This is a genomic window from Burkholderia sp. AU31624 (assembly GCF_020420065.1).
GTDB lineage: Bacteria > Pseudomonadota > Gammaproteobacteria > Burkholderiales > Burkholderiaceae > Burkholderia.
In genome coordinates, this window is the sequence record NZ_JAIZRT010000001.1 from 892,462 (window position 1) to 905,008 (window position 12,547).

Annotated in this window: 9 protein-coding genes and 1 pseudogene; 5 read left to right on the plus strand and 5 right to left on the minus strand. The window is 68.3% G+C overall.

Translation table 11 applies throughout. From position 1 onward, the window contains the following. Positions 1-112 precede the first annotated feature (112 nt). Positions 113-1,138: a GlxA family transcriptional regulator gene (locus LGM89_RS04130; RefSeq protein WP_226272357.1), complete on the plus strand. Its 1,026-nt coding sequence runs from the start codon at positions 113-115 to the stop codon at positions 1,136-1,138. 57 nt (positions 1,139-1,195) lie between these two features. Here the strand turns inward: LGM89_RS04130 and LGM89_RS04135 are convergent, their stop codons facing one another. Then, positions 1,196-2,608, minus strand: a complete 1,413-nt coding sequence (locus LGM89_RS04135) for a discoidin domain-containing protein (protein WP_226272358.1) — start codon at positions 2,606-2,608, stop codon at positions 1,196-1,198. A gap of 275 nt (positions 2,609-2,883) precedes the next feature. Here LGM89_RS04135 and LGM89_RS04140 point away from each other — a divergent pair, with 275 nt between their 5' ends. The 4 genes and pseudogenes from LGM89_RS04140 to LGM89_RS04155 all read left to right on the plus strand — a co-directional run bounded on the left by LGM89_RS04140 (position 2,884) and on the right by LGM89_RS04155 (position 6,821). Then, positions 2,884-4,305, plus strand: coding sequence for a PLP-dependent aminotransferase family protein (locus tag LGM89_RS04140; RefSeq protein ID WP_226272359.1), 1,422 nt, complete (start codon positions 2,884-2,886; stop codon positions 4,303-4,305). Between the two features lie 262 nt (positions 4,306-4,567). Beyond that, positions 4,568-5,326 (plus strand): hypothetical protein, encoded by a 759-nt coding sequence (locus tag LGM89_RS04145; protein WP_089496343.1) that lies wholly within the window; start codon positions 4,568-4,570, stop codon positions 5,324-5,326. Positions 5,327-5,503: 177 nt separating this feature from the next. Then, positions 5,504-5,614, plus strand: a pseudogene (locus tag LGM89_RS04150) (EamA/RhaT family transporter); the annotation flags it as partial. A gap of 184 nt (positions 5,615-5,798) precedes the next feature. Beyond that, the gene (locus tag LGM89_RS04155) at positions 5,799-6,821 is read left to right on the plus strand and encodes a class I fructose-bisphosphate aldolase (RefSeq protein ID WP_226272360.1); all 1,023 of its coding nucleotides are present in this window, start codon (positions 5,799-5,801) and stop codon (positions 6,819-6,821) included. Positions 6,822-6,973: 152 nt separating this feature from the next. Here LGM89_RS04155 and fdhA read toward each other — a convergent pair whose 3' ends face one another. The 4 genes from fdhA to LGM89_RS04175 all read right to left on the minus strand — a co-directional run bounded on the left by fdhA (position 6,974) and on the right by LGM89_RS04175 (position 12,546). Continuing rightward, on the minus strand, positions 6,974-8,170 hold the full coding sequence (fdhA, locus tag LGM89_RS04160) for a formaldehyde dehydrogenase, glutathione-independent (RefSeq protein ID WP_059525191.1): 1,197 nt from the start codon (positions 8,168-8,170) through the stop codon (positions 6,974-6,976). A gap of 373 nt (positions 8,171-8,543) precedes the next feature. Continuing rightward, complete coding sequence (locus LGM89_RS04165) at positions 8,544-9,734, minus strand: efflux RND transporter periplasmic adaptor subunit (RefSeq protein ID WP_089496339.1); 1,191 nt, start codon at positions 9,732-9,734, stop codon at positions 8,544-8,546. Next, positions 9,734-11,599 (minus strand): efflux transporter outer membrane subunit, encoded by a 1,866-nt coding sequence (locus tag LGM89_RS04170; RefSeq protein WP_226272361.1) that lies wholly within the window; start codon positions 11,597-11,599, stop codon positions 9,734-9,736. The genes LGM89_RS04165 and LGM89_RS04170 overlap by 1 nt, the downstream gene beginning before the upstream one ends. A gap of 8 nt (positions 11,600-11,607) precedes the next feature. After that, positions 11,608-12,546: a glycosyltransferase family 2 protein gene (locus LGM89_RS04175; RefSeq protein ID WP_226272362.1), complete on the minus strand. Its 939-nt coding sequence runs from the start codon at positions 12,544-12,546 to the stop codon at positions 11,608-11,610. Position 12,547 lies beyond the last annotated feature (1 nt).

A 12,547-nucleotide genomic window follows, 5' to 3' on the forward strand; every position in this document is an offset into this window, starting at 1 on the left:
ATGGATCTAGGGTTTAGCCGTATGGCACGCTTGTTGCGCTGGCTCACACAATATCGCAGCCCGATCGGTGCCCCCGGGCGTAAAGCTATTAGAGATTCTAGGAACGCTCCCCATGTCGCCCGACCGCACAGCGTCGCTGTCCCACTTCGCGTTCATGCCGTTACCGAACTTCACGATGATCGCGTTCACCAATGCGATCGAGGTGCTTCGGATGGCGAACTACCTGAGCAGCCAGCCGCTCTACCGCTGGTCGGTCATCAGCCCGGACGGCGGCCCGGTCACCGCGAGCAACGGCCTGACGGTCGACACCGGCCCGGCCGAATGCGTGGGGCAGCCCGACATCGTATTCGTGTGCGGCGGCGTCGACGTGCAGCGCGCGACCACGCCCGCCCATCTGTCGACGCTGCGCCGCTTCGCGCGCGTGGGCATCCCGCTCGGCAGCCTGTGCACGGGCACCTATGCACTCGCGAAGTCGGGGCTGCTCGCGGGCTACGCGTGCGCGATCCACTGGGAGAACATGTCGGCGCTGAAGGAAGAGTTTCCGGACACGCGCTTCCTGAAGGAACTGTTCGTGATCGACCGCGACCGCATCACGTGCACGGGCGGCGTCGCGCCGCTCGACATGATGCTGAACCTGATCGCCGCGCGCGTGGGCACCGCGCGCGTCACGCAGATCGCCGAGCAGTTCATCGTCGAACACGTGCGCGACACGAGCGCGCAGCAACGCATGCCGCTCGTCGCGCGCCTCGGCTCCGCGAACAAGTCGCTGTTCGAGGTGATCTCGCTGATGGAGAACAACATCGAGGAGCCGCTGTCACGCGAGGAGCTCGCGCGGCTCGCGAACATGTCGCAGCGGCAACTGCAGCGCCTGTTCCGTGAACATCTCGGCATGACGCCGACCCACTACTACCTGACGCTGCGGCTGCGCCGCGCACGCGAACTGCTGCTGCAGACCGACATGTCGATCATGCACATCACGATGGCGTGCGGCTTCCAGTCGGCGTGCCATTTCAGCAAGAGCTATCGCGACGCGTTCGGCGTCGCGCCGACCCGCGAGCGCCGCAAGCAGGTCGCGCCGCTTGCGCAGGGTGCGGCGAGCGCCAGCCCCGCGTTTCCGGTGCACGTGCTGCACGCGTGATCCGCGCCGCGCTTGACGAAAAAAAAGCGACCTCGAAGGTCGCTTTTTTCTTTCCGCTTACGATCCCCACACCTGCATTTCGTCGAGCGAATACCCCCACGGCGTCGCGCGCTTCGTGCCGAGCATCCGCACGTAGCGGCCATGCCCGTTCAGGTTCGGCAGCGTCACGTGGCCGTACGACACGCCGTTGTTCGTCGAGTAGATCGTCGTCCAGTTCGCGTTGTCGTTCGACGTCTGGATCTGGTACACGAGCGCGCCCGCATCCCAGTAGAGATCGATACTGCTGATCGTCTTCGTCGCACCGAGATCCACGGAGATCCATTGCGGATCGACGCCCGCGCCTTCCGGCGAATCCCAGCGCGTGCTCGTGGTGTTGCCGTCGAACGCCTTGTCGGCCGTGAGCGATGCGTTGTAGCTCGCCGATGCGGCAGCCGGACGCCCCTGCGACAGCAGCGTCGGCTGCGCGGCGGCCGGGCCGCCGTAGTAGCTCGACCCGAGCTTGGCCTTGGTCGTGTCGGCGTTCACGCCGAACGGCGACAGGCTCCAGCGCTGGCCGGTCGTCACGTCACCGACGTAGAGCTGGTAGCCGCCCGCCGTCGTCGACGAGAAGAACACGTAGTTGGTGCCGCTCACCGGCGCCGGATCCGAGTTGTTGCTCACGCAGTCGTTGATCGGCAACGCGTTCGGCGTCGACGCCGGGTCCGCCGTCTTCGTATAGATCTGGTCGGCCTGGCCGCTGTCTTTCCAGCGCGCGTAGAACACCATGCCGTCCCCACGCACGATCGGGTAGTACGTCTGCAGCCCGGCCGGGGCATCGAACACCGCAGTCGCGCCGGTCGCGAGCGTGCGCTTCATCAGCCCCATGTTCGCGCCGGTGCCGGTCGCGTAGTACACGGCGCTCGCGTCGGGTGCGAGGAACGGCATCGAGTATTCGGCGCCGGAGGGTGCGTTCGTCAGGCTCACGACCGACGTGAATACCGGGCCCGCGCTCGTGTACGACAGCGTCGCCTGCTTGACGTCGCCGTTCTGCTTGAACACGAGCGTCTTGCCGTCCGTGCTGAATTTCGGATCCTCGTTACGCGTGGCGCCCGTGCTGTTGGTCAGGTTGACGGGCGGCGTGCCGGCGCCGAGCTGGAGCATGAACACGTTCCATGCGCCGTTGCTGATGCCCATGAACGCGAGCCACTTGCCGTCGGGGCTGAACACGCCGTTCATCGGATCGGTAATGCCCCACGCGCTCTTGCTCAGTTGCGTCAGCGTATGGGCCGAGAAGTCGTACAGGAACAGCTGGCTCGTGCCGTCGCCGTACTTGACGTAGCTGTGATAGACGAGCTTGCCGGTCAGTGCGGCGGGGAACGACGCGTTGGATTGCGTCGGGGGATTGCTGATGCAGGCGGCCTGCGCGGGGCCGCCGAGGAGGTTGAGGGCAACGCCGGCCACGAGGCCCGCGACGAGAGTGTTCAATTTCACGCTGTAGGTTTCCGGTTAGGGTCATGACACCGCTGACTAGACCTCGCACGCCCAGGCGCACGGGGCACGGATCAGCCGGCGGACAGCGTGAATTCCGTATCGGTCAATGTCGGGAACAAGGATTGCTCGAGGGGCGAAAGCATGACAGCGCATCGCGCCGAAAAACAGGATCAAAGTCCGTGAAAAACGAGCGGATCACGGGAAAACGACCCTGTGGCGCAGCGCGCGCCGTGCTACTCTTTTTTCGGCACAAAGCTGCTCGACTTGAGGCAGGCATGAAGCGTTATGCGAAGCTCGCACGGACGATTTCCGAGTCGATCCGGCGTGGAGATCTGGCCCCCGGTACGCGCATCCCCACCGTGCGCGCCGCGTGCCGCGCCTATGGCGTGAGCCCATCCACCGTGTTTCGCGCGTACTACGCGCTCGAAGGCGAGGGTCTGATCGTCGCGCGTGCACGGTCCGGTTATTTCGTTGCGAACCTCGAAGACAGGCACGTGCGGTTCGGCCATGAACCGCCGCGCAAGCCGGCTGTCCCGCCCGCGGGCAACGGCGATACGTTGTTCCGGCTGCTCGACTCGCTCAGATGCGAGGACATCGTCCCGCTCGGCTCGGCCTTCGCCAGCTATTCGCTGTTCCCGATGAGCAGCCTGTGGCGCGCGATGGCGTCGGCGGCCCGCAACATGGATCGCACGGCCCTGCTGTCCGGCGCGCCGCCCGGCCACGACGGGCTGCGCCGCCAGATCGCGCTGCGCTACCTGAATGCGGGCGCGGCGTTGCCGATGGACGAGATCGTCATCACGACCGGCGCGCTCGAAGCGCTGACGCTCAGCCTGCAGGCGCTGACACGCCCCGGCGATATCGTCGCGATCGAGCGACCGGCGTTTCATGCGGTCCTGGAGGCCGTGCAGCGCCTGCACCTGAAGGCCGTCGAGATTCCGGTCGACCCGCGCACCGGCCTCGATCTCGACGCGCTCGCGAAAGCGCTCGACACGCATCCGGTGCGCGCGTGCTGGTTCATGACGTCGTTCCACAACCCGACCGGCGCGACGCTGACCGACGAGCGCAAGCGCGCACTGATCGACCTGCTCGCGGCACGCAACGTGCCGCTGATCGAGGACGACGTCTACGGCGAGCTGCATTTCGGCACGGCGCCCACGCGCCCCGCCAAGCTGTACGACGACAGCGGTCTCGTCCTGCATTGCGGCTCGTTCTCGAAATGCCTCGCGCCCGGGTTCCGGATCGGCTGGGTCGCGGCCGGACGCTACGTGCGGCAAATTCGTCAGGCAAAGGGCGCCAGCGCGCCGGCGGCCGACGTGCCTGCTCAGATGGCGATTTCGAGCTACCTGCGCGACGGCGCGTACGACCGCTTCCTGCGCAAGCTGCGCCGCAATCTCGCCGCGCACCAGGCACAGATGCTGGCGGCGGTGCGCGCGTATTTTCCGGCCGGCACCGAAGTGTTCGCGCCGCGCGGCGGGTATTTCCTCTGGATCGAACTGCCGCCGCGCATGGATGCGATGCACCTGTTCGGCGATGCGATGGAAAGCGGCGTCAGCATCGCGCCGGGGCCGATCTTCTCCGCGACCGGCGGATTTCGCCGCTTTCTTCGGCTCAACTACGGCCGGCCGTGGACGCCAGCGGTCGAGCACGCGATGGAGACCATCGGGACGCTCGCGGCCCGGCAGCGGCGGGATGGTTAGCGCGGAACCGACGCCTCACGACAGCCTGTTTGTGCCTTGCGTTTCACGCGCCAGCGACCAAAAATGAAGCGGTAGGCCATCACGGACGAACGCGTTCCGCGCACCCGATGTCACGGAGAATCCATGAACACCGCATGCGAACGACAGTCGACGAGGTACGCTCCACTGCATTCCGGCACGGGCCGATCGGCTGCCGTGCCGGAACGGATCATGACGACCGGCGCGCGTTCGCGTCGTTGACGGCGCCCACCCGCTTCCAGCGATGCGAGTCCTCCTCAACCGTACAATTCGCGCACGCGACGACTGGCGCGCGATCCTGAACGCGCGAGCGCAAGCGCGGCGCACCGCCAGCTTCCGCTGCAGGGCATGCGGCTTCGTGGCCTTCCGTGCGCTCGAGCACTGCCCCGACTGCGGACGGCGGAACTGGCCGTTCGATTCGATCTCCCGCGCACCGGATGCCACACCTGCTCCGCACGCCGCTCACACGTGGACATCGCGCATCGCGCGCGCGCTTCGCAACGCGGCGCTCCAGCAACCTCGCGCATCGACCGCACCGATCCTGAGCATCCTGACACTCGTGCTGCTGGTCGGCGGCTATGTGGTGGTCGACCGGACATGCAAGGCCGATCCGGCCTGTCGCGGTTCGAATGATTCGCGCGCGATGGCGAGCGATTCCGCCCCGTACGCATCGAACGACCCCGTGCTGCCGGTCTTGCCCGCACCCGTCTATCCGTTTCATTCGACTGACGGAACACCGGCGGCGGTCGCCCGACCGGGCAGCCCGGGCGTGGAGGCCGCCCGCGCACCCGCGGCACGGACGGCAGTCGCGCGAGCGGCGCCGGCCATGCGCGCACCCGACCGGTCGCACCCCACCGCCACGGTTCGCCTGGCCGGCTGGAAAGGCAATCACGGTGCCGCGCATCGCCCGCATACCCTCCACCGCGTGAGCACGCACACCGCACGTGCGCGACGCGCCGTCAGCAATACGCAGCAAATCGCGCAGCTCTATCGCGGCCACTGAGCGCGCAGGCGTAGTGCGCGCATGCGCGTTCGTCGATTCATTTTTCTAAAGCATCCCTCACAAAACCTCGTTTGCGTCGCGACTCACGCGTGACGTTCAATGGATCAGTCGCCCACGCCGGCGCATCTCGCGTGTTGCGTTCCGGCCGGCCGCCTGATCCGCCGAATGGAGCCGTCGATGAATGCACTGCAACTCGTGACCCTTGCCGCCATCTGGGGCGCGTCCTTCCTGTTCATGCGCAGGGGCGCACCGGAATTCGGCGTCGTCCCGCTGATCGCGCTGCGCGTCACACGCGTCGAACGCCAGCCCATCACGCACGCGCCCCCGGGCACGAACGATGCGCCCGAGCACGCGCCTTGCGTTCTGGCCGGTGCGCGACAAAGAATGAAATCGGAAGGCGGCGCGACGACCGCGACGAAGTGAACAGCGGGCGGTCGCCCCGGCCGCGTGGCGGTTTCAGCGGAGGAATTCCATGAGCACCGAGAGCACACTCCAGGCGACGATCCAGGCGCTCGTTCAGGATGGCAAAGGCTTGCTGGCGGCCGACGAAAGCGGGCCGACCATCGCGAAGCGCTTCAAGACGATCGCGGTCGAATCGACCGAAGCGAACCGCCGCGCATGGCGCACCCTGTTGCTGTCGACGCCGGGCCTCGGCGAATTCGTCAGCGGCGTGATCCTGTATGAAGAGACGCTCGGGCAATGCGCGGACGATGGCACGCCGTTGCCCGAACTCGCCGCTCGCCAGCAGATCGTGCCGGGCATCAAGGTCGACGCAGGCAAGATTCCGCTCGCGCTCGCGCCCGGCGACGAAATCACGCAAGGGCTCGACGGGCTTGCGGCGCGCCTCGACGGCTACCAGCGGCAAGGCGCGCGGTTCGCGAAATGGCGCGCGGTGTACAACGTGTCCGCCACGCTGCCGGGCCATGCGGCGATCGAAGCCAACGCCGAAGCGCTGGCGCGCTATGCGGCGATCTGCCAGGAGGCCGGCGTCGTGCCGATCGTCGAGCCGGAAGTACTGATGGACGGCGATCATTCGATCGGCCGCTGCGCGCAAGTGACCGACGCCGTGCTGCACGCCGTGTTCAACGCGCTGCACCGGCACCGGGTCGTGCTGGCGCACATGTTGCTCAAACCGAGCATGGTCGTCGCGGGCAGCACGCACGCCGCGCAGCCGGCCCCCGCCGAAGTCGCGGCGGCGACGGTTCGCCTGTTGCGCGGCACCGTGCCGGCCGAAGTGCCCGGCATCTTCTTTCTGTCCGGCGGACAGACGCCCGAGGAAGCGACCGCGCATCTCGACGCGATGAATCGCGTTGACGGGCGGCCGTGGCTGTTGAGCTTTTCCTATGGACGCGCGCTGCAAGAGCCGCCGCTGGCCGCTTGGAAGGGACAGGCGGCCAACGTACGCGCCGCGCAGGACGCGCTGCTGCTGCGTGCACGCCTGAACAGTGCGGCCTGCCGCGGTCAGTACGACGCCGCGATGGAGCGCACCGCGTGAACGGCACCCGGTCGATCGTTCACGCGTGAGCGTCTCGCCCGGCGCAATCGCGAGCACTGAGCGGGCACTGAGCGCGCGAGGCCCAAACGCACAAAGGGCCGGGGCGCTTGCACGCCCCGGCCCCTTCGATTGCCGCGCGGTGTTCTGTCGCGTTACGCCGCCAGCAACCCGTGCGGGTCGATGACGAATTTACGCGGCGCGCCGCCGTCGAACTTCTTGTAGCCTTCCGGCGCCTGGTCGAGCGAAATCACTTCGACGTTGACGATCTTCGCGATCGGCAGCCGGTCGAACAGGATCGCCTGCATCAGGTTGCGGTTGTACTTCAGCACCGGCGTCTGCCCCGTGAAGAACGAGTGCGACTTCGCCCAACCGAGGCCGAAGCGGATGCTCAGGCTGCCGTGCTGCGCAGCCTTGTCCTTCGCGCCCGGATCGTCCGTCACGTACAGGCCCGGGATGCCGATCGCGCCGGCCGGACGCGTAATTTCCATCAGCGAGTTCAGCACCGTCGCGGGCGCTTCCTCCGCATGGCCCGACGAACCGTGGCCGTGCGCCTCGAAGCCGACGCAGTCGACCGCGCAGTCGATCTCGGGCACGCCGAGGATCTGCTCGATCTGCTCGCCGAGCGAGGCGTCCTTCGACAGGTCGACCGTCTCGAAGCCCATCGCTCGCGCGTGTGCGAGGCGTTCCGCGTTCATGTCGCCGACGATCGTCACGGCCGCGCCGAGCAGGCGCGCCGAGGCGGCCGCCGCCATCCCGACCGGGCCCGCGCCCGCGATGTAGACCGTCGAGCCCGGCTTCACGCCCGCGCTCACCGCACCGTGATAACCGGTGGGCAGAATGTCGGACAGGCAGGTCAGATCGCGGATCTTCGCCATCGCCTGATCGCGATCGGGGAATTTCAGCAGGTTGAAATCGGCATACGGCACGAGCACGTACTCGGCCTGGCCGCCGATCCAGCCGCCCATGTCGACGTAGCCGTAGGCGCCGCCGGCACGCGACGGGTTCACGTTCAGGCACACGCCCGTATGCGTGTCCTTGCACATCGCACAGCGGCCGCAAGCCACGTTGAACGGCACCGACACGAGATCGCCGAGTTTCAGCGTCTCGACGTCGCGGCCGATCTCGACCACCTCGCCCGTGATCTCGTGACCGAGCACGAGGCCGACCGGCGCGGTCGTGCGGCCGCGCACCATGTGCTGGTCGGACCCGCAGATGTTCGTGCTCACCACTTTCAGGATCACGCCGTGGCCGATCGCGCGGCCGCTCGGATCGACCATCTTCGGATAATCGATTTTCTGGACTTCGACCTGGCCCGGCCCAAGATAGACGACACCTCGATTGCTGCTCATCGTATTGTCTCCATGTCTCGTTGGATGGCGCCGCGGCGCGCCGGCTCATGCGGCGCACGCGCAACGTGCTGTTCGAGAGTAGTCCCGGAGGCAGGGGCGCCGATGTCTCAAACGCGACACGCGTTTGAACGGCGCCGACATCGATGGCGGAAATGCGAAAGTCGGGCGGGAAACGACGGGAGGGTTTGGCGCGCGGGGGGGACGCGCTGGATGGTGATGGTGCTTGAGGTGCTTGAGGTGCCGGAGGTCCTTGAGCTGCCGGAGGTGCTGGAGGTGCTGGGGGCGCTCGGGTGCTGGACGCGCTGGCGCGCGCCGCAACGCGCCGGGCGGCGGGCCGTTAGCAGCGACCGGCCGCCCCACTCTCGAGCTGGCGTTACCCGCCCTGATTTTCGCGGATGATCGCGGCGGCGGCGCTTTCCGCGTCGCTCGCGACGCCGTCGTGCACGCGCGTGCTGACGGCCGGCGTCGGCGGCTCGCTGTCGAGCGCGTGGCCGTTGCGATCGTGCGTGTCGACCGTCGCGCGCATCGATAATCCCACGCGCAGCGGATGCGCGGCCAGATCGCGCGCATCGAGCGCGATCACGACCGGCACGCGCTGCACGACCTTGATCCAGTTGCCGGCCGCATTCTGCGACGGCAGCATCGAGAACGCGCTGCCCGTGCCCGCCGAGAAGCCCTGCACGCGGCCACGATAGGTCACGCGCGAGCCGTACAGGTCCGACACGACCTCGACCGGCTGCCCGATGCGCATGTGGCGAATCTGCCCTTCCTTGAAATTCGCCTCGATCCACAGCTGGTTGAGCTGCACGATCGACATCAGCGGCACGCCGGGCCCGACCTGCTGGCCGACCTGCACCGAACGCTGCCCGATCGTGCCGTCGACCGGCGCGACGATCGTCGTGCGCTTCAGGTTCCGGTACGCGAGCTTGAACTGCGCGGCCGCCTGCACGACCGCCGGGTTTTCGTCGACAGGCAACTTGGTGCCGAGCGCACGTGCCGCATCGAGCTGCGCCTGCGCGGCCGCGAGATTCGCCTGCGCACCGGCAACCGCCGCGCGCGCACGCGCGAGTTCCTCGGGCGCGACGATCTCGACCGACGCACCCGAGCGCGCGGCGAACGCGCGCTGCGCGAGCGCCAGGTCGGCGCGCCGCGCATTCACGGCCTCGACGTACATCGTGTTCGAGATCTTCGCGTTCGCGACCTGCCGCACCGCCTGTGCGAGCTGTGCCTTCGCCTGCGCGAACGCGACGGACGCCTCGGTGTCGTCGAGCTTCACGAGGGTCTGGCCGGCGCGCACGGCCTGCGTATCGGCCACCACGACGTCGGTCACCGATCCGGGGATCTGCGCGGCGACCTGGACGATGCTGCCGGCGACGTACGCATCGTCGGTGTCTTCGTAATAGCGATCGCTCAGCAGCCAGTACGCGATCCATGCGAGCGCGGCCACCAGCACGACCGCGAAGAACGCGATGAAGCGCTTGCGGCGCGTCGCGCGGCGCGCGTCGAGTGCCGGGTCGTTCAGTGCGGCCGGCGGTGCGGCGGTATGGAGGTTGTCGTGGTGCATCAGTCGCTTTGCGTAACGATCAGACGATCGTGCTGGAACAAGGGAATCGGCGGCATGACCGACGGGCCCGGCGCCGGATTCGCCGCTGCCGTGTGCGCGAGAACGGGGGGAACGCGAGGCGTCGCGGCGACGGCTGGCGTGCGTGCCGCGTCGTCGCGTCGCGCGGGCCCCGCATTCGTTGCAGCGACGACCGGCGGCACAGCCACGCTCGCCGCACGCACATCGGCCGACGGTGCCACCACCAGTCGGGTCGCGGTCGATGCGGTCGCAGCGGTCACGGCGGTCACGGCGGGCGCGGCGGGCGCGGTAGTCGAAGCGCCTCGCTTCGCCGCCCCGCTACGCGCCCGATGCGCGGCCGGCGCCTGCGCAACCGTCGCGCCTGCATCGAACCCGCCGCCCAGCGCGCCGATGAGCCCGATGCGCAGCGACCGCTGCCGGCCGAGCAACGCGATCATCTGCGCGCGCTCGTCGATCAGCGTGAGATCCGCGACGTCCACGTCCTTCTGCATCAGCACGCCGCGCCGGTGCCGGTCGGTTGCGATCTCAACGATCTTCTGCGCGGCCGCGACCGCGTCCTGCTGCTGCGCGACGAGCGTCTGCGACGTCTGCAGCGACGTGACGAACTGCGCGACCTGTCCGAGCGCGTCGTCGACGGTCTTGTTGTACAGCCCGATCGCGACGTCGGCCTGCGCGACATCCGCGCCGAGCTTCGCCTTCAGCCGGCCGCGATCGAAGATCGGCAGCGAGATCGCCGGGCCGATGGAACCGGCGAGCGCATCGCGCGAGAACAGCGACGCGGGCGTGAGCGCGAACACGCCGCCGAGCGCGACGAGGTTCACGTCCGGATAGAACTGGGCGCGCGTCGAATCGGCGTTCGCGAACGCGGCTTCGACACGCAAGCGCGCGGCGACGATGTCGGGCCGGCGCCCCAGGAGATCGGCCGGCAGCCGCGCGGGCAGCGCGCCGCCCGCGAATGTGCCGACGCGCGGCCGCTGCAGTGCGAGCCCGCGCTCCGGGCCGCGACCGGACAGCACACCGAGCTGCAGCTGCGCGAGCTTGATCTGCTCGTCGTTCATCGCGATCTGCGCGAGCAGCTTGCTGCGCTTGATCGACGCGTCGCTCGCGTCGTACGCGTTGTCGAGCCCGCGCGCGGTGCGCTCGCGCAGCACCGTCGTCACGCGCTGGCTGACCTTCAGTTTCTGCTGCAGCAGGTCCTGCGTCGCATACGCCTGGTCGAGCTGGCAGTACACGGTGACGATCGCGACCGCCAGCGTGAGCCGCACCTGCTCGGCCTCGACCCGTGCCGCTTCGCGCAGCGACATCAGGCTCTTCGTCGCGGCGCGGTTCTTGCCCCACAGATCGAGCTGGTAGGTCAGCCCGACGAACACCGAGGACGGCGAGGTGTTCGGATCGCCGAAGATCTCGACCGGCACGCGATAGCCGCTGACCGACACGTTGGCGACGTCGTCGCCCGGCTTCGGCATCCGCGCGCGGCTGACCGTCGCGCCGGCCGTGCCCGTCAGCCCCGTCAACGAATCGAACTGCTGAAGCTGCGCCTGCGCGATCCGCAGCCGCGCCTGCGCGACCTGCAGGTCGGGATTGTTTTGCGAAGCCTCGGCGACCAGCGCGTCGAGCTGCGGATCATTCAACTGCTTCACCCAGTCGGGCGCGGGCCACGCGCCGTTCACGCCGGGGCCGGCCGTATGCGCGAGCGCATCGTCGGCCGGCGCGCGCAACGACAGCGACGGCAGGAAGCCCGACGGCACGCATCCGCTCAACGCCAGCGACACGGCCGCGGCGGCGATCATCATCGAGCCGCCCTTCATGCCACGCGCCACCTTCGCCGCTTCATTCACACGCCGCATCGCGTCCCTCATCCCTGCTGCACGCGTTGCGCACGCGCGGCCAGACGCGGCCGCGTGCGTTCGAGCGGGCCGAGCCGGCCGAACAGGCCATCCGCGACACCGAACAGGATGCCGGCGAGCTTCGCGCGCTTGTCGCGTTCGACGAGCGCGATCTGCACGACCTGCCATATCGTCAACAGGTTCGGCACGATCGCCACCGGAAAGCGCAACCCGTACTGCATCCCGAGCTGCACCGCATTGCGCGCGCTGTAATAGCGCCGTTGCCACGAGTGATTCATCGACGTCATTTCAAAAGGGCCGAGCGCATGACGCTGCTTCGCGCCGATCCGGTGCGGCAGCACCAGCGTCGGCACGACATAGAGCGGCACGTTGCGCGACAACGCGCGGAAACTGTATTCGGTATCGACGTGATCGATGAACAGTGTCTCGTCGAAGCGGCCGAGCACGTCGAACGCGGCGCGCGACACGACGCAGCCCGACGAAATCAGGAACGCGCAGCGCTGCAACGACGCGCCCGGCTCGATGCGCAGGCGGCGCAGCCCGATCCCGTTGGTCGACAGTTCGGGCAGGAAGCTGCGCGCGTTTTCGTCGAAAATGCGCGGGCCCGCCAGGAACGGGCGCCCGCCGAGCCCCGCGCAGACTTCGCGCATCGCGGGGAAATACGCGGCCGGCACCGACGAATCCTGGTCGAACAGCGCGACGGCGTCGATCCGATCGCGAAACAACGCCGCGAGCCCCGCGTTGTACGCGCCCGCGATGCCGCCGCGATTGCCGTGATGCAGCAGCGCGATGCCCTCGCGCGCGCACAGCTCGCGGGCCCGCGCATCGGGCTGCGGCGTGTTGTCGACGACGAGCAGCGCGTCGCACGCGTGCCGCCATGCGCCGAGCGCGTCGAGCTGTGCATCGCTCGGGTGATACAGGATCACGAGTGCGCCGAGTGTCGTCATG